The organism is Kitasatospora paranensis (genome assembly GCF_039544005.1).
GTDB classification, from domain to species: Bacteria; Actinomycetota; Actinomycetes; order Streptomycetales; family Streptomycetaceae; genus Kitasatospora; species Kitasatospora paranensis.
The window spans coordinates 724,608-742,124 of record NZ_BAABKV010000001.1 but is presented as its reverse complement, the minus strand read 5'-3'; the positions used below and the strand labels follow the sequence as shown (position 1 = coordinate 742,124).

Below are 17,517 nucleotides of genomic sequence, written 5' to 3'. Positions count from 1 at the left end.
GGCGGTGTGCTCCCTCGTCGGTCGGCAGGCCGCGCGCGAGGTCGCGGCCCCGTGCTGGTGACGCGGCGGACGGATGCCCCGGCGGCGGGCCGGGGCGGGCGGGTGTCGGGTGCCGGGTCATGCCCGGGACGGTGCCGAGGTGCCGGGGGCGGCCGCCGGTCGGCCCGCCGTGCGCCGGGCGTGCAGGCCCACGGCCCAGCCGCCCAGGGCGAGCGCGGTCGCCGTCCAGCCTGCCGCTCGCGGTGCGGTGTCGTGACACCCGACCGCGACCGCGACACCGACGGCGAGCAGCACGGCCGGGAGCAGACGGCGCCACCGGGCCAGGTGGTCCATCCGGTGCACCGAACGGGCCGTCCAGGCGAGGACGGCGAGCACGACGAAGGCGAACACGGTCATGGCGGCACCGTATCGAGATCGCCGTCCGTCCGGAACCCGCTGTTCGACGGGTGCCGGCCGGCCGGAGGCTCCGGCGGATCGGTCAGCCCCCGGACGGCCCGGGCGGGCGGGCGTCGGCGCCACCGCGATCGGCTGGGCAGGCGGGATCGGCGCCGCGGCCCGGATGCGCGGCCGGCCGCTGTTCGGCGCCGGGCGGCCCGTGGCCGCAGGCCCGGTGCAGCTCCGCCCAGCCGCCCAGCTTCACGCGGGCGCCGCGGCCGAGTTCGGCCGCCAGCTCCCGTTCGCGCGCGTCGATGCCGAGCCAGTCGGCGTAGCTGACCGGCCGCACGCCGCGCGCCGCCAGCAGCGCGGTCAACTCCGGCGCGGGCGGACCGTCGTGGGACGGTGCGGCCGCGGCCGGGAGGAGATCCGCCAGCAGGAGCGGACGGTCTGGGCCGCGTCCGACTTGTTGGTGCCGATGACGCCGGTCGGCCCCCGTTTCAGCCAGCCCGCGACGTACTCGCCGGGGCGCGGAGTGCCGTCCGCCCCCGGACGCGTCCCTCGACGTTGGGCACCACCGCCCGCATTTCGTCGAACGGCACCCCGGGCAGCGGCACGCTCCGGTAGCCGACGGACCGCAGCACCAGCTGGACCGGGAGTGTGCTGCGCTCGCCGGTGCCGACCAGTCGGCCCGACTCCTCCAGCCTGGTGCGTTCGACGACCAGGCCGCGGACCCGGTCCCGGCCGGTGATCTCCACCGGCCGCGTCCAGAACCTGAACGTGACCCGCCGGGGCCGACCGCGCGGCGGCCGGGCGGCCCAGTCCGCGAGGACGGCCAGGTTCTCCCGGACCCGCCGGTCGGGCCGCACCGGGCCGCCGTTGCCGCCGGCCGGGTCGAGAGCGCCCGGATCCTGCCCGGCCCGGTCCACCAGGACGTCGGTGGCCGGCAGCTCCCCGACGGCGCGCAGCTCCCGGGTGGTGAACCTGGCCAGTGCCGGCCCGCGCCGGCCGAGGACGTGGATCTCCCTGACCCGGCTGGCCGCCAGCACCGCGAGGACCCGTTCCGGGACGTCCGTCGTCCGGAGTGCGGAGGCCGGTTCGGCCAGGACCCGGGCCACGTCGAGCGCCACGTTGCCGCTGCCGACCACCGCGACCGATTCGGCGTCCAGCGTGAAGCCCTCGGGGGCCGCATCCGGGTGCCCGCAGTACCAGCGGACGAACTCGGCCGCGGCGGCGCTGCCCGGCAGGTCCTCCCCGGGGACGTCGAGCCGTCTGTCCCGGGCGGCGCCGGTGGCGTAGACGACCGCGTCGTAGCAGCGCAGCAGCAGTTCGCGGTCCAGGTCCCGACCGAAGGCGAGGCCGCCCAGGAACCGCACCCGGGGATCCTCGAGGACCTGCCGGAGGTGATCGGCGATCGACCTGATCGAGGGATGGTCGGGCGCCACCCCGTAGCGCACCAGGCCGTACGGTGTCGGCAGCCGCTCGATGACGTCGACCGCGACCCCGTGGACCGGGCAGTCGGCCGCTGCGACCTGCTTGAGCAGCGCCTCCGCGGTGTAGAGCCCGGCCGGCCCGGACCCGACCACGGCCACCCGCAGCCCTGCCGCCGGTGCCGGCTCCCGTACGCCTGTGGCACCCATGCCATCCATGGTGCCACGCGCCGCCGGGGCGGCCCGGGGCCGCCGGGAGCCGCGCCACCGTCGGCCGTCGGTGCCGCTGCGCAGCAGGCGCCGCGGCGGTGCGGTGTGCCGGATGCGATGGATCGAATCTGTCGTCAACTCGCCCTGTGCGCAGGCCTCCACGCGCTCGGCGGGGATTATTGTGAACGCTAACATTTTACCTGCCGGATACCTTGACGGCTCCGGGTGCCTGACCCATAGTGATGCGCACCGCGCCACCGTGCTCCTCGCCGTGCGCACCACGCCCTTGACGTCGCCTCCGGGCGGCGTCGTTTGCGACGGATTGTTAGCGCTAACACTTCTCGGTCGTCGCTGCCGGACGGCCGGTCGGTGCGGATCCCCCACCCGGCCCACCCAGAACGGGACGTGATTCACCTTGATCGTTCGGATCCGACTTCGAAACCTGCGAAGGGCCCTGCTGTCCGCGGGCACCACCGCGGCGGTGGTGCTCGGCATGCTGGTCGGCACCGTCGGTGCGGCGGGCACCGCGCAGGCCGCGGCCTCCCTGCCGTGCGACATCTACGCGTCCGCCGGTGCCCCCTGTATCGCCGCGCACAGCACCACCCGTGCTCTCTACGGGAGTTACAGCGGTGCGCTGTACCAGGTCAGGCGTGCCTCGGACGGTGCGACCACCAACATCGGCACGCTCACGGCCGGCGGCTACGCCAACGCCGCGGCGCAGGACTCGTTCTGCACCGGCACGGTCTGCACCATCACCGAGATCTACGACCAGAGCGCCAGGCACAACCACCTCACCATCGAGGGCCCCGGCGGCAACGGCGGGCAGGACGTCGGCGCGATCGCGAACGCGCTCCCCGTGACGGTCGGTGGCCATGCCGCCTACGGCGTCTGGGTGTCGGCCGGCGTCGGCTACCGCAACAACAGCACGTCGGGCGTCCCCACCGGCAGCGCACCGCAGGGCGCCTACATGGTGACCAGCGGCACGCACGTCAACGACCGCTGCTGCTTCGACTACGGCAACGCCGAGACCTCCGGCAACGACACCGGCAACGGCCACATGGACGCCATCAACTTCGGTACGGAGTGCTGGTTCTCCCCGTGCTCCGGATCAGGCCCCTGGGTCCAGGCCGACCTCGAGAACGGCCTCTTCGCCGGTGGGAACGGCTCCTGGACGGGCAACAAGGGGAACGCCTCCCCGTTCGTCACGGCGCTGCTCAAGAACAACGGCACCACCACCTACGCCATCAAGGACGGCAACGCGCAGTCCGGCAGTCTCACCACCGAGTACAACGGCGCGCTGCCCAACCTCGGGGGCTACACCCCGATGCAGAAGGAGGGCGCCATCGTCCTCGGCACCGGCGGCGACGACAGCAACGGCTCCGACGGCTCGTTCTTCGAGGGCGTCATGACCGCCGGCTACCCGACGGACGCGGCCGACAACGCCGTCCAGGCGAACATCGTCTCGGTCGGCTACGCCGCCCCGAGCCGGAGCTTCCCGGTCGCCGGCACCGCCTACCGGCTGACCAACGTCAACAGCGGCACGGTCGTCGACGCGGTCAACTGCGGTACCGCGAACGGCACGGCGATCGACCTGTGGTCCTCGCTCGGCAACACCTGCCAGCAGTGGAAGTTCAGCAGCGCGGGCGGCGGCCACTACACCATCACCAACGTCAACAGCGGGACGGTCCTCGACTCCAAGAATTGCGGCAGCTCGAACGGGACGATCGTCCAGCTGTGGGCGTCCCTGAACAACCGCTGCCAGGCCTGGGACGTCACCCCGGCCGGCAGCCACTGGACGATCAGCAACGTCGGCAACGGCATGGCCCTCGACGCGACCAACTGCGGGACGGCCAACGGCACGGTCGTCCGGCAGTGGGCCCAGCTCGACAACACCTGCCAGCAGTGGAACATCGCCCCCTGACCGCACGGGCACAGGCCCGCGGCCCACGGCCGTGAAGGAGAGCAGCGCCGTCCGCACCGAATCCGCGGACGGCGCCGCCCCGTGCTGCGGCGGCGCGCACGGCCCCGCCGCGGCGGGGCCGTGTCGGCGGTGCGCTGTAGCGTGCGGCCATGGGCATCTACCTCGTGAGTGTCGGCGCGGAGGAGTGGTTCGGTGCGGACGAGGACGGGATGGGCGACACGGCCGCGGCACTGAACGCGGAGCTGGTCCGGCGGGGTCTGCCCGCCTACGAATCCGTGCCGCAGGAAGCGGAGTTCCGCCGTGGATCCGGGCAGTCCTTCGAGGAGAAGCTCATCCCCCCGATGGACGGGTTCGTCGCCCTGTGCCGGGCGCAGCTCACCCCCGAGGAGACCGACACCGTCTGCGGCTGGACGGTCATGGTGCCGCTCTCGCTGGACGAGGAGATCCTGCTGCCCATCGAGACGGGCTACTCGGACTCGACCACGGTCGCGGGGGCGCCCCAGGTCCTCGCCGTCGCGGAGCGGCTGGCAGCGGCCGTGGGCCTGCCCGCCGAGGTCCCGGCCATGTGCGACAACCTCGACCTGACGATGTGGTTCCTCGACGGCGCCGCGAAGGAGCTGGCCGCCGTACGACCGGGCCCCTGGGGCGAGGATCTGGACACCGCCTTCTACGTCGCGATGTACCTGCGCGCGGCCCAGCACGTCCTGCGGCGCGGCTGCCCCGTGGTCTACTCCTGACGGCCGACCGCGTCCCCCGGCCCCGGGCGGTCGGCTTCTCCGGAAGGGCGGGGTGACGGAGAATCGGCCGGTGACCTCATCGGCTCGTGTTGGGGAACGCCGTGGCTGACGGATGGCAGTGGGACAGGACCCTCTTCGAGGGGAGCGCAGCCCACTACGAGCGCGGCCGCCTGCCGTACGCTCCGGGCTTCGCCGAAGCGCTGGCGGCGGCGCTGCGCCTGGACGGCCGCGGCCGGCTCCTCGACGTGGGCTGCGGGCCCGGCACCGTGGTGCTCGCCCTGGCACGGTACTTCACCGCCTCGGTCGGCCTCGACCCGGACGAGGGCATGCTGGCCGAGGCCGAGCGGCAGGCCGGTCGCCGTGGCGTGACCACCGTGCGCTGGGTCGCCGGCCGGGCCGAGGACCTGCCGGCCGGGCTGGGCGAGTTCCGGGCCGTGGTGTTCGCCCAGTCCTTCCACTGGACGGATCGCGACGCGGTTGCCGCCACCGTGCGGACGATGCTGGAGCCGGGCGGGGCGTTCGTCCACGTGAGCGACCTCAAGCACCCGCCCGCCGAGCCGGCGCCGCCGCCCCTGGTCGCGCCCCCGTACGGGCAGATCGGCGCGCTGGTGCGCCGCCACCTGGGGCCGGTGCGGCGCGCGGGGCAGGGCGTGCTGGTCGACGGGACGCCGGGCGGGGAGGAACTCGTCCTGGCACGGGCCGGGTTCGCGGATGTCGAACGGCTGGTCGTGTCGGCCGGGGAGGTCGTCCGCCGCACCGCCGACGACCTCGTCGCCTGGGTGTTCTCCCGGTCCGACTCGGCGCCGCACCTGTTCGGCGACCGGCAGGCGGACTTCGAACGGGAGCTGCGCGGAGTGCTGCGGCAGGCGGCACCCGGGGGCTTCTTCGCGGAACGCCTGCCGGCCACCGAGATCAAGATCTGGCGCAGGCCGCACGACACCCGGTGACCGGGCGCGGCGGTGGGGGTGGGGTGTGGTCGGTGGTGGGTCAGAGGTGTTGGGCGAGGCGGTGGTAGGCCTGGTTCCAGCGGAGTTCGCGGGTGAAGCGGCGCATCGTGGTGTCGTTGTCGATGGTGAGGAGTTCGACGGCGAGCATGTCGGCGAGGTCGTCGAGGTGGTCGGTGGTGAGGGCGGTGGTGAGGACGGTGTGGTGGGGGCCGCCGGCGGTGAGCCAGGCCTCGGTGGAGGTCCGGAAGTCGGGGCGGGGCTTCCAGACGGCGCGGGCCACCGGCAGCTGCGGGAGCGGTTCGACGGGTGCGACGACGTCGATCTCGTTGGCGACGAGGCGGAAGCGGTCGCCCATGTCGGCGAGTCCGACGACCAGGGCGGGGCCGGGGGCGGCGTCGAAGACGAGGCGGACGGGGTCCTCGCGGCCGCCGATGCCGAGCGGGTGGACCTCGCAGCTGGGGGTGGTGGCGGCGATGCTCGGGCAGACCTCCAGCATGTGGGCGCCGAGGATCAGCTCCTGGCCCGGCTCCAGGTGGTAGGTGTAGTCCTCCATGAAGGAGGTGCCGCCGGGCAGACCCTCGGCGGCGGCCTTGAGGGTGCGCAGGAGGGTGGCGGTCTTCCAGTCGCCCTCGCCGCCGAAGCCGTAGCCGTCGGCCATCAGGCGCTGCACGGCGAGGCCGGGGAGTTGGCGCAGGCCGCCGAGGTCCTCGAAGTTGGTGGTGAAGGCGCGGAACTCGCCGTCGGTGAGGAAGGTGCGCAGGCCGAGTTCGATGCGGGCCGCGTAGCGCAGGGCGTGGTGGCGGTCGCCGGTGGGGCGCAGTTCGGGGGCGAGGCGGTACAGGTCGTCGTAGTCCTTGACGAGTTCGGTGACGTCGGCGTCGGTGACCGCGTCGACGACGGCGACGAGGTCGTTGACGCCGTAGGTGTTGACGGAGACGCCGAGGCGGAGTTGGGCCTCGATCTTGTCGCCCTCGGTGACGGCGACGTCGCGCATGTTGTCGCCGAAGCGGGCGAGTTTCAGGCTCGCGAGCTCGGCGCGGCCGGCCGCGGCCCGGGCCCAGTCACCGACACGCCCGACAACCCGGGGATCGGTGGCGTGGCCGGCGACGGTCTTGCGGGAGACGCCGAGGCGGGACTGGATGTAGCCGAACTCGCGGTCGCCGTGCGCGGCCTGGTTCAGGTTCATGAAGTCCATGTCGATGGTGGACCAGGGCAGATGCGTGTTGGCCTGCGTGTGCAGATGGAGCAGCGGCTTGCGCAGCGCATCCAGGCCGGCGATCCACATCTTGGCCGGCGAGAACGTGTGCATCCACACGATCAGCCCGATGCAGGCATCGTCCGCGTTCGCCTCCAGACAGATCCGCCGGATCGCCGCGGCATCCGTCAGCACCGGCTGCCACACCACCGGCACCGGGACATCCCCGGACGCCTCCAACTGCGCCGCGACACCGCGGGACTGCTCGGCGACCTGCTCCAGCGTCTCCGGACCGTAGAGGCCCTGACTGCCGGTCAGGAACCAGATCGCGTGCACGGGACGGTTCAGGGGCATGGCGGATCTCCTCGCGGTGCGGACGGGACGGGGAGCGGCGCGGCTGCGCGTGGGCAGCCCTGCGCCGCGGGCGGTGGTGGCGACGAGGCCGGTGGTGACGGGGCCGGTTGTGTGGCAGCCGGTGGTGACGGGGCCGGTGCCGGCCGCCGGCGTGCTCCGCATCGTTGCGGGCCGGCGGCCGGCCGGTGTTCCGCGGCCTCACCCTCAGGAGGAGCGGAACGGGTGCCGCCGCGACCGGACGGACCGAAGCGGGGGGCCGTCCGGCGGGCGGAGTGCGGGCTGTCGGGAGGGCATGGGTGGAGAGGCGGCGAGCAACTGATTGCTGCCGCAGGCGTGGCGCGCACCGGGAGGGTGGCCCGGTGCGGGCCGGTGTCGGAAAGGCCCTACGCGCGCCGGCTCCGGGTGATCAGCCGCTGCAGGACGATGAACACGAAGAGCAGGCCACCGATCACGATGCGGGTCCACCAGGAGCTCAGGGTGCCCTGGAAGCTGATGACGGTCTGGATGAGTCCCAGCACCAGGACGCCGAGCACCGTGCCGAGCAGGTAGCCCGACCCGCCGGTGAGCAGGGTGCCGCCGATCACGACGGCGGCGATCGCGTCGAGCTCCAGGCCCACCGCGTGCAGGCCGTAGCCGGACAGCATGTAGAAGGTGAGCAGGACGCCGCCGAGGGCCGAGCAGAAGCCGCTGACCGCGTAGACGGTGACCTTCGTCCGGGTCACCGGCAGGCCCATCAGCAGGGCGGACTGCTCGCTGCCACCGAGTGCGTACACGTTGCGGCCCAGCCGGGTGTGGTGCAGGACCACGAAGGCCGCGACCACCACGACGACCGCGATCACCGCGCTGGGGGAGAGGAACATGCCGCCGGGCAGCGGGATGCGGGTCTGCGCCATGGCGGTGTACGAGGAGTCGGTGATCGAGATGGACTCGACGCTGATGGTGTAGCAGAGGCCGCGGGCCAGGAACATGCCGGCCAGGGTCACGATGAACGGCTGGATCTCGAAGGTGTGGATGATCCAGCCCATCAGGGCTCCGCCCGCGGTGCCGATCGCCAGCACGAGCGGGATCACCAGCAGCGCCGGCCAGTGGTGCTTCTCGACCAGCCAGGCGGAGATCATCGTGGCGAGTGCGACGACCGCGCCGACCGACAGGTCGATGCCGCCGGTGAGGACGACGAACGTCATGCCGACGGCGACGACCAGCAGGAAGGCGTTGTCGATCAGCAGGTTGAGCAGCACCTGGCCGGAGAAGAAGCCGTCGTACTGGACGGATCCGGCGCCGAACATGGTGACCAGCAGGACGGCGGTCACCACGAGCGGGACGTGGGCGCGGAGTTTGGCGGCGACGGTGGCGTTCATGCGCCGACCTCCAGGTTTGCGGGTGCGGCTGCGGTCCCGGCCGCGGTGCGGTGGTGTGCCGTGCGGCGCCGGGCCAGCCTGGTCCGGAACTGCGGCGACTGGATCAGGCAGACGGTGATCACCACGACAGCCTTGAACACCAGGGTGGTCTCGGGCGGGATGCCGATGGTGTAGATGGTGGTGGACAGCGTCTGGATCACCAGTGCGCCGAGCACGGTACCGCCGAGTGAGAACCGGCCGCCGTTGAGCGAGGTGCCGCCGATCACCACCGCGAGGATGGCGTCCAGCTCGATCCAGAGGCCGGCGTTGTTGCCGTCGGCGGCCGACACGTTGGAACTGATCATCAGGCCTGCGACGGCCGCGCACAGCGCGCTGAAGACGTAGACCAGGGCGATCAGCCGGGTCGCCCGGATGCCGACGAGGCGGCTGGCGACCGGATTGCCGCCGACGGACTCCAGCAGCAGGCCGAGCGCGGTGGAACGGGTGAGCAGCGCGGTCAGGAGCACCATCGCGGCGCTGAGCAGGATGGAGAACGGCGCGGTCAGCCAGTAGCCGCCACCGATCAGCTGGTAGGGCGCGCTGGTGACGGTGATGATCTGGCCGTCGGTGATGAGCTGGGCGACGCCGCGGCCGGCCACCATGAGGATCAGGGTGGCGATGATGGGCTGGACGCCGACCCGGGAGACCAGCAGGCCGTTGGCCAGTCCGAGGACGAGCGCGACGGCCAGGGCGAGGGCGACGGCGGTGAGGACGGTGCCGACGCTGCCGGGGTCGGGGGCCTCGCTGATGTGCAGGCAGGCCAGGGCGCCGGCGATGGCGACGGTGGAGCCGACCGAGAGGTCGATGCCGCCGGTGGCGATGACCAGGGTCATGCCCAGCGCCACCAGGATCAGCGGGGCGCCGAAGTGCAGGATGTCGATCAGGCTGCCGTAGAGGTGGCCGTCCTTGATCCGGATCGCGAAGAAGTCGTGCGTGAAGGCCACGTTGGCCAGCAGGAGTGCGGCGAGCACGGCTGCGGGCCAGAAGAGGCGGTGCTTGGTCATCGCTGTGCTCCGCTCGCGATCGTCGTCATGATGCGCTCCGGGGTCAGCTCGCCGTCGTTGCGGAGCTGCGCGACCATCCGGTGGTCGCGCAGGACGCCGACCTTGTGGCTGAGGCGCAGCACCTCCTCCAGCTCGGCGGAGATGAAGAGCACGGCCATGCCGTCCTCGGCGAGCTTGGCCACCAGCTTCTGGATCTCGGCCTTGGCACCGATGTCGATGCCGCGGGTGGGCTCGTCCAGGATGAGCAGCTTCGGGTCGGTGATGAGCCAGCGGGCCAGCAGGACCTTCTGCTGGTTGCCGCCGGACAGGTTGCGCACCAGCGCCTCGGGGTTGTCGGGGCGGATGTCGAGGGCGCGGATCCAGCGGATGGCGAGTTCGTCCTGGGCGGTGCGGCCGAGCGGCTTCGTCCAGCCGCGGGCGGCCTGCAGGGCGAGCACGATGTTCTCGCGGACGGTGAGTTCGCCGACGAGCCCCTCGGTCTTGCGGTTCTCCGAGCAGAAGGCGATGCCGTGGCCGATCGCGGTGCGCGGGTTGCGCAGGGCGGTCTCACGGCCCTCGATCCGGACGGTGCCGCCGTCGGCCTGGTCCGCGCCGAACAGCAGCCGGGCGGCTTCCGTCCGGCCGGAGCCCAGCAGGCCTGCCAGGCCGACGACTTCGCCCGGCTGGATGGCGAGGTCGTAGGGCTCGACGGCGCCGCGGCGGGCGAGCGCGTCGGCCCGCAGGAACGGGGCGCCGCCGCGGAGCGCGGCGGGTTGCTTGCGGGCGGTGCCCGACAGGCTCTCCAGGCCCTCCAGTTCGGCGCCGATCATCCGGGAGACCAGCTGCATCTGGCTCAGGTCCCGGGTGAGGTACTCGCCTTCGAGCCGGCCGTTGCGCAGGATCGTCATCCGGTCGCAGATCTCGTAGATCTGGTCGAGGAAGTGCGAGACGAACAGGATCGCCACCCCGTGGTCGCGCAACCGGCGCATCACGGCGAAGAGTCGGGCGACCTCGTCGCGGTCGAGGCTGGAGGTCGGCTCGTCGAGAACGAGGACCTTGGCGGAGACGTCGACCGCGCGGGCGATGGCGACGAGCTGCTGGACGGCGATCGAGTGGTCGGCCAGCGGTGTCGTGACGTCGATGTCCAGGTCGAGTGCGGCCACCGACCGGGCGGCGCGGCGGCGCAGTTCGGCCCAGTGGATGAGGCCCCGCCGACGGGGCTCGCGGCCGATCAGGATGTTCTCCGCGACCGAGAGGTTCGGGCAGAGGTTCACCTCCTGGTAGACCGTCGAGATGCCCGCCTGCTGGGCCTGCAGCGGGCCGGCGATCCGTACCGGGCGGCCGGAGAGCAGCACCTGGCCGCCGTCCGACGCGTACACGCCCGTGAGGACCTTGATCAGGGTGGACTTGCCGGCGCCGTTCTCACCCATCAGTGCGTGCACCTCGCCGGGGAAGAGCCGGAAGTCGACCCCGTCCAGCGCCAGCACGCCCGGGAACTCCTTGCGGAGCCCGTGCACTTCCAGGACCGGTTGCTGTGGCATCGGCCCTCCTCTCGTGGTGGATCGGGGTGCGGGGCGCCCGCCCGGGGGCAGGTCGGGGGGGCGCCCCGGTCTCCGGGCCGGGTCAGTACTGGCGGTTCGGCAGGGCGGCGGTGGCCTGCTCCGGGGTGAAGGTGCCCTCGGTGGTCTTGATGCGGCGTTCGACGCTCTCGCCGGCCTTGACCTTCTGGGCGAGCTCCATCAGCTGGTCGCCGAGCAGGGGGTTGCACTCAACGTCGAAGTTGATCTTGCCCTGGGACATTGCGGTGAAGGCGTCCTTGACGCCGTCCACGGACACGATCTTGATGTCGGTGCCGGGCTTCTTGCCGGACTCCTCGATCGCCTGGATGGCGCCGAGCGCCATGTCGTCGTTGTGCGCGTAGAGCACGTCGATCTTCGGCTGGGACTTCAGGAAGGCCTGCATGACCTCCTTGCCCTTGGCCCGGGTGAAGTCGCCCGTCTGGGAGGCCACGATCTTGAACTTCGAATCGCCCTTGATCACGTCCGCGAAGCCCGACTTGCGGTCGTTCGCCGGGGCCGAGCCGGTGGTGCCCTCCAGCTGGACGATGTTCACGTCCCCCGGCTTGCCCTGGTACTCCTTCACCAGCCAGTCGCCGGCCTTCTTGCCCTCCTCGACGAAGTCCGAGCCCAGGAAGGAGACGTACAGCGAGGTGTCCTGGGAGTCGACCGCGCGGTCGGTGAGGATCACCGGGATGTGCGCGGCCTTGGCCTCCTTCAGCACGGTGTCCCAGCCCGACTCGACCACCGGCGAGAAGGCGATCACGTCGACCTTCTGCTGGATGAACGAGCGGATCGCCTTGATCTGGTTCTCCTGCTTCTGCTGCGCGTCGGAGAACTTCAGCTCGACGCCGGCCTTCTTGGCCGCGTCCTGGATCGACTTGGTGTTGGCGGTGCGCCAGCCGCTCTCGGCGCCGACCTGCGAGAAGCCGATGACGAGCTTGTGGCCGGAGCCCTTGGCGTCGCCGGCGCCGGCGGCACCCGAGGAGCAGGCGGACAGGGTGGCGATCATGGCGCCGGCGATCACGGCGGCCGCAGCTCTCTTGGACATGGGGTTCTTCCTCTCGGTAGTTCCGGTCCCCCTCCGGCTGCGGGGCCGCGGGGCGGCCGTGGGGCGGCAGATCGGAAGGGTTGTGCAGCGGCCGGGCACGGGGTGCCGGCCTCCGGGGGAGGGGTGGGTGAAGCGTCGGAAGGAGGTGGAGCGGGCGGTGCGGGTGGGGGCCTGGACCGGTGCCCGTGTGTCGGTGGGACGGCGCCGGCGTTTCGCTCAGGTGAGATTGTTAGCGCTAACAAGATGTGGGTGCAAGAGGGGTGCGGCGCGTTATCCAATCTTGACCACGACCGGATCCGGGGTCTGAAGTTCCCCTGGGGAAAGGGCTGTTAGGCCTGGTCCGGGATCGCCTTGCCGGGCTGCGGTGCGGTTCTCCGGCGGGGCGGGAGTCGTGGCGACGGGTGCTCGGTGCGGAGGTCGCGCTGTGCATCGGGGGTTGGTTGGCCCGGCGGCGGTCGGACCTGCGGCGATGTCCGGCACGGGCCGCCCTGTGCGGCTCGCCCTTGTCCTGTGCGGCTTGTGTGGTCGTGGGTCGGCCCTGCGGGCGCGGTTCGGCGGGGCGGTCGCGGTGGCCCGCGACGACCGGTGCGCCGGGGGTGGCGGCGGTGCGGCCCGTTCCGTCCGGTACTGCCGAAGGTCTTGACAGGATGTCTGTGAACGCTAACATCCAATGCGCGAAGCACCACACACCCCTGAGCGCAAAGGTGTTGGGCGGATCACCGCTCCGGCAACCCCATTGGCGCCCGCCGTGCACCGCGGCCCTGCGCCGCAGCCCTGCGCCGGACCCGTTCCGCCGACGGGCCGGCCCGAGAGCCTGCGCGCAGGGGCCCGGGCCGGTGAAAGCCGTGCACGGCCGGGGCGCCCGTGCGGCGCCGCCGGCCGTCGGGGTCAGCCCAGGTGCTCGGCGACCAGGAGGGCGAACTCCTCGGGGAGAGCACCCGGATGCCCAGCTCCTCGGCCTTGGCGCGCTTGGAGCCGGCCTTCTCGCCGGCGACGAGCAGCGTGGTGCGCTTGGAGACCGAGGACGCGGCCTTGCCCCCGCGCGTTCGATCAGCTCGTTCACCGCATTGCGGGAGAGCTCGGCGAGGGCGCCGCTCATGCTGCCGGTGACGACCACGGTCTCGCCGGCGAGCGGACCGGCCGTGGCCCCGGTGTCCTGGCCGGCCGGAGCGGCGGTGGGCTCGCTCACCGCGGTGCCGACGTTCTGGACGATCAGCTTGTCGATGACCGGCGCCAGGGACGCCAGCTCCGCCACGATGACCCGGGCCTTCTCCACGCCGATGCCGTCGACCTCCGCCAGGGTGTCGGCGTCGGCCGCCCTGATGGCCGCCATGCTGCCGAAGTGCGCCGCGATCCGGCGCGACAGCGACCGGCCGGTGCCGCGGACACCGAGCGCGGCGAACACCCGGCCCAGCGGCCGGGTGCGGGCGGCCTCGATCCCGGCGAGGAGGTTGTCGGCGCTGGTGTCGCCCATTCGCTCCAGCGTGAGGAGCTGCTCCTTGGTGAGGGTGAACAGGTCGGCGATGTCGGTGACCAGGCCCGCGTCGACGAGCTGGACGGCGCGGGTGCCGCCGAGGCCCTCGACGTCGAGCTGGTCCCGGCCCACGGCGTAGCGGATGGAGGCGACGGCCTGGCAGCCGCGGCCGCGCACGCAGCGCCAGCGCTGCTCGGAGGTGTCGATGGCGTCGCCGCAGCGCGGGCAGACCTCGGGGAAGACGATCGGCTGCTCCGCGCCGGTGCGCTCGTCGGCCAGCGGTGCCTCCACGCGGGGGATCACGTCGCCCGCGCGGTAGACGAAGACCCGGTCGCCGAGCATCAGTCCGCGGCGGGTGATGTCGGCGGGGTTGTGCAGGGTGGCGTAGGTGACGGTGACGCCGTCGATGACCACCGGTTCGAGGACGCCGCGGGGGCGATGATGCCCGTCCGGCCGACATTCCACTCCACGTCCAGCAGCCGGGTGACCTTGTGCTGGGCGGCCAGCTTCCTCGCGACGGCCCACCGGGGCGCGCGGGAGCCGGAGCCGGCCTGCTCCTGGTCGGCGGCCGAGTCGGCCTTCACCACCACGCCGTCGATGCCGAATGGCAGCGCGGCCCGCAGCGCCGCGATCTCCTCGACGCGCTGCTGGACCTCCTCGACCGTCCCGAAGCGGGCGGGGTGCGCGGCCGTGGTCGCGGCGGTGTTCGCCCCGAGGGCGCCGATCCGGTCGAGGAGCGCCGCGTGGCCGAGATCCCCGTCCAGGCCGAGGGCCCCGTAGGCGAAGAAGGTCAGCTCGATCCGGTACGGCCGGTCCTTCGCCCGCAGGGTGCCGGCGGCTCCGCTGCGGGGGTTGGCGAAGGGAACGGCGCCGTGCTCGGTGCGGACCTGGTTGGCGTGGTCGAACTGATCGCCCGTCAGGAGGACCTCACCGCGCAGCTCGACGTCGATCGGCTCGGCGAGCCGGCCGGGGAGGCCGAGGACGGCGTCGGCGGAGTGGGTGATGTCCTCGCCGGCCAGGCCGTCGCCGCGGGTCAGGACCTGGACGAGCTCGCCCGCCCGGTAGCGGGCGGCGATGGCGAGGCCGTCGAGCTTGGGCTCCACGCACCAGCCCGCCACCGGCCGGCCGAGGCGCCGCTCCAGGCCCGCCGCCCAGGCCGCCAGCTCCTCGGCCGAGAACACGTTGTCGAGGCTGAGCATCGGGGCCTGGTGCGGCACGTCGCCGGTGGCCGCGCCGCCCGCGACCTTCCCCGTGGGGGAGTCCGGCAGTACCTGCTCGGGATGCGCGGCCTCGTACGCCTCGATGCCGCGCACCAGCGCGTCGTACTCGTCGTCGCCCAGGGCGTCGTGCCGTCGGCGTAGTAGGCGGCGGCCGCCGCGACTGCGGTGGCGACGGCATCGGTGTAGGCGCCGGCGGTGGCCAGCGGAGCAGCGTGGGTCATGGATCCATCATCCCGACCGGCACTGACAACGGGCGCCGCCACGCTCCCGGCCGCTCCCGGCTCCGTCCACCCCGGCCGGGCCGGTGGCGGACGGACGGCCACGGCGCGCGCCTGCTCCGCGGGTGCTACGACGCACCGCTCTGCCGCACTACTGCGGGGTCAACTGCCGCAGTCCGTTCTCCAGCAGGTCGAAGGCGTGCTCCGCGTCCGCCAGCGCACCCGCGCTCCGGCCGTCGGCCGACTCCCCGTACGCCAGGCGGTCGGCGTTGTCCTGGGCCAGCGCCCAGTGGACGGCGACGATCTGGACGGCAGCCAGCCGCGCGGTGAGCTCCGGCGTGTCCGCGGTCTCCTGCAGGGCTTGGGCGAGCGCCCGTTCGGCACCGGCCTTGAACCGGTCCATCCGGGCCACCAGCGTGGGCGCGTCGAGGATCATCCGGTGGACCCTCCGCACCTGGGGATGGTCGTTGAGCCCGGTGATCGGGTCCCGGTCGTGCAGCCCCCGGAGGAAGTGCTCGCGGACGGCGCGCAGCGGGGTGGTGCCCTGCGGGCGGGCCCGCACCACGCGGGCGAGCTCGGTCTCGTGGTCGGCGAGGCGGTGCACCACGAGGTCCTCCTTCGCCGGGAAATAGGCGAAGAGCGTGCGCTTGGACACCTCGGCCGCCTCGGCCACCTGGGCCACCGTGACCTGGTTGAAGCCGTGTTCGAGGAAGAGCGTGATTGCCGCATCGGAGATCGCCGCGTGGGTCCGCTGCTTCTTGCGCTCGCGCAGTCCTGGCTTGCCGTCCACGGCAGACACGGTAGCAAGGAACTCTCCCGGGATCATTTCTGCACCTGGTATACATTTGCCCTGAGGCGAGATGAGTAAGGGAGTGGCCATGGTGACGGAGAGCGCGACCGAGGTCGTCGTCGCGGGCGCAGGCCCGGCCGGACTGCTGCTGGCGTACGAGCTGGCACTGGCCGGCGTGGAGACGGTCGTCCTGGAGAAGCTGCCCCGGCGCATCGAGCAGGCGAAGGGCGGCGGGATCCAGCCCCGGACGGCCGAGCTGCTGGAGTCGCGCGGGCTGCTGGAACCGCTGCTGCGACGGACCACGCCGGGCGACCCGGTCGGCGCGCACTTCGCGGCGCTGCCGGTGCCGTTGGACTGCACGCCCTGGCGGACCAGGCATCCCGTCCCGATCGCGATCCCGCAGTGGGAGATCGAGGAGGAGCTCGAGGAGCGGGCGACGGCCGCCGGCGCGAAGATCCTGCGCGGCACCGCCGTGTCAGGGGTCGAGCCGGATGGCGGCGGGGTGGTCGTGACGGCCGACGGTCTGCGGCTGCGGGCTCGCTACCTGGCCGCCTGCGACGGTGCCCACAGCACGGTGCGCAAGCTGCTCGGGCTGCCGTTCCCCGGCAGGCCCGGGACGCATCGGGCGGTGCTCGCCGACGTCCGGCTGTCCGCCGCCTCGTCGCTCGTGCCGCAGCAGTTGGGGCACATGAGCACCATGATGCGTCACGCGGGCGGTCACTGGGCGATGCTGGCCCCGCTCGGCGGCGGCCGGTACCGGTTCACCTTCGGGCGCGCGGAGGGTGCGGACACCGCGGGCGACCCCGGCGATGCGGACACCGCCGGGGGCACCGCCGGCGACACACCGGTCACCCCCGAGGAGATCGCCACCGTGCTGCAGGCCGTGTACGGCCGGGACACCGTCCTCGGAGCGGTGGACAACGCGTCGCGGTTCACCGACGCCACACGGCAGTTGGAGCACTACCGGGCCGGCCGGGTGCTGTTCCTGGGCGATGCCGCGCACATCCACCCGCCCCTGGGCGGCCAAGGCCTCAACCTCGGCCTGCAGGACGCGTTCAACCTCGGGTGGAAGCTGGCCGCCGTCGTCCAGGACCGCGCCCCGCGCGGGCTCCTCGACAGCTACCACGCCGAACGGCATCCGGTCGGCGCCCAGGTCCTCCAGCACACGTCGGCGCAGCGGGTGCTGGCGGATCCGCGACCCAGCGAGGACGTGGCCGCGCTGCGCGACATCGTCGTCGACCTGCTGCGCCTGCCCGAGGCCAACCGCCACCTCGCAGGACTGGTCTCCGGCCTCTCCCTCGCGTACCCGCTGCCGGGCGACCATCCGATCACCGGCCGGCGCGTGCCGGACGCCGACCTGGTGACCGAGGCCGGTCCCCTCCGGCTGTCCACGTTGTTCGGTTCGGGGCACGCCGTTCTGCTGGACCTGGCCGGGGCTGTCCCGGCCGGCCTCCGGCTCCCGCCGCGGGTCGACCTCGTCCGCGCCGCCTGCCCCGACGGACTGGGCGCCGCCGCCCTGCTCATCCGCCCCGACGGCTACGTCTGCTGGGCTTCCGACGGTGCCGCCACCGACACCACGAGCCTGCTCGCCGCAATCGCCGACAACCTGGCGAGGGTGAACTGAGGGGGCACCCGTCATGGGTGGGCAGCCGGTGGCGG

13 protein-coding genes and 1 pseudogene are annotated in these 17,517 nt (G+C 72.8%); 4 read left to right on the top strand and 10 right to left on the bottom strand.

All coding sequences use genetic code 11. The features are described from left to right. Positions 1 to 117: 117 nt before the first annotated feature. From ABEB13_RS03830 to ABEB13_RS03820, 3 genes are all read right to left on the bottom strand, one after another. The gene (locus ABEB13_RS03830; protein WP_345704280.1) at positions 118 to 396 is read right to left on the bottom strand and encodes a hypothetical protein; all 279 of its coding nucleotides are present in this window, start codon (positions 394 to 396) and stop codon (positions 118 to 120) included. A gap of 82 nt (positions 397 to 478) precedes the next feature. Continuing rightward, positions 479 to 751, bottom strand: a complete 273-nt coding sequence (locus ABEB13_RS03825) for a hypothetical protein (RefSeq protein WP_345704279.1) — start codon at positions 749 to 751, stop codon at positions 479 to 481. Positions 752 to 875: 124 nt separating this feature from the next. Continuing rightward, complete coding sequence (locus ABEB13_RS03820) at positions 876 to 2,015, bottom strand: FAD-dependent oxidoreductase (RefSeq protein ID WP_345704278.1); 1,140 nt, start codon at positions 2,013 to 2,015, stop codon at positions 876 to 878. Positions 2,016 to 2,430: 415 nt separating this feature from the next. Between ABEB13_RS03820 and ABEB13_RS03815 the strand changes: the two genes are divergently transcribed. The 3 genes from ABEB13_RS03815 to ABEB13_RS03805 all read left to right on the top strand — a co-directional run bounded on the left by ABEB13_RS03815 (position 2,431) and on the right by ABEB13_RS03805 (position 5,620). Beyond that, the gene (locus ABEB13_RS03815; protein WP_345704277.1) at positions 2,431 to 3,936 is read left to right on the top strand and encodes an arabinofuranosidase catalytic domain-containing protein; all 1,506 of its coding nucleotides are present in this window, start codon (positions 2,431 to 2,433) and stop codon (positions 3,934 to 3,936) included. A 149-nt stretch (positions 3,937 to 4,085) separates the two neighbouring features. After that, positions 4,086 to 4,673 (top strand): hypothetical protein, encoded by a 588-nt coding sequence (locus ABEB13_RS03810; protein WP_345704276.1) that lies wholly within the window; start codon positions 4,086 to 4,088, stop codon positions 4,671 to 4,673. A 101-nt stretch (positions 4,674 to 4,774) separates the two neighbouring features. Then, entirely contained in the window at positions 4,775 to 5,620 is an 846-nt protein-coding gene (locus tag ABEB13_RS03805; RefSeq protein WP_345704275.1) for a class I SAM-dependent methyltransferase, read from the top strand. A 40-nt stretch (positions 5,621 to 5,660) separates the two neighbouring features. On the opposite strand, the gene araA is transcribed toward ABEB13_RS03805, so the two are convergent. The 7 genes and pseudogenes from araA to ABEB13_RS03770 form a co-directional block, all read right to left on the bottom strand. Beyond that, complete coding sequence (gene araA / locus ABEB13_RS03800) at positions 5,661 to 7,169, bottom strand: L-arabinose isomerase (protein ID WP_345704274.1); 1,509 nt, start codon at positions 7,167 to 7,169, stop codon at positions 5,661 to 5,663. A gap of 383 nt (positions 7,170 to 7,552) precedes the next feature. Continuing rightward, positions 7,553 to 8,527 (bottom strand): galactofuranose ABC transporter, permease protein YjfF, encoded by a 975-nt coding sequence (gene yjfF, locus ABEB13_RS03795; RefSeq protein ID WP_345704273.1) that lies wholly within the window; start codon positions 8,525 to 8,527, stop codon positions 7,553 to 7,555. Beyond that, positions 8,524 to 9,570: an ABC transporter permease gene (locus ABEB13_RS03790; RefSeq protein WP_345704272.1), complete on the bottom strand. Its 1,047-nt coding sequence runs from the start codon at positions 9,568 to 9,570 to the stop codon at positions 8,524 to 8,526. The genes yjfF and ABEB13_RS03790 overlap by 4 nt, the downstream gene beginning before the upstream one ends. After that, on the bottom strand, positions 9,567 to 11,090 hold the full coding sequence (locus ABEB13_RS03785) for a sugar ABC transporter ATP-binding protein (RefSeq protein WP_345704271.1): 1,524 nt from the start codon (positions 11,088 to 11,090) through the stop codon (positions 9,567 to 9,569). Before ABEB13_RS03785 ends, ABEB13_RS03790 begins: the two co-directional genes overlap by 4 nt. 82 nt (positions 11,091 to 11,172) lie before the next feature. Continuing rightward, positions 11,173 to 12,156 carry an ABC transporter substrate-binding protein gene (locus ABEB13_RS03780; protein ID WP_345704270.1) on the bottom strand — a complete coding sequence of 328 codons (984 nt, stop codon included), beginning with the start codon at positions 12,154 to 12,156 and terminating at the stop codon, positions 11,173 to 11,175. Positions 12,157 to 13,044: 888 nt separating this feature from the next. Beyond that, positions 13,045 to 15,071, bottom strand: a pseudogene (ligA, locus tag ABEB13_RS03775) (NAD-dependent DNA ligase LigA). A gap of 148 nt (positions 15,072 to 15,219) precedes the next feature. Next, the gene (locus tag ABEB13_RS03770) at positions 15,220 to 15,867 is read right to left on the bottom strand and encodes a TetR/AcrR family transcriptional regulator (RefSeq protein ID WP_380231381.1); all 648 of its coding nucleotides are present in this window, start codon (positions 15,865 to 15,867) and stop codon (positions 15,220 to 15,222) included. 61 nt (positions 15,868 to 15,928) lie between these two features. Between ABEB13_RS03770 and ABEB13_RS03765 the strand changes: the two genes are divergently transcribed. Then, positions 15,929 to 17,482: an FAD-dependent monooxygenase gene (locus ABEB13_RS03765; RefSeq protein WP_345704268.1), complete on the top strand. Its 1,554-nt coding sequence runs from the start codon at positions 15,929 to 15,931 to the stop codon at positions 17,480 to 17,482. The last annotated feature ends 35 nt before the right edge of the window (positions 17,483 to 17,517 follow it).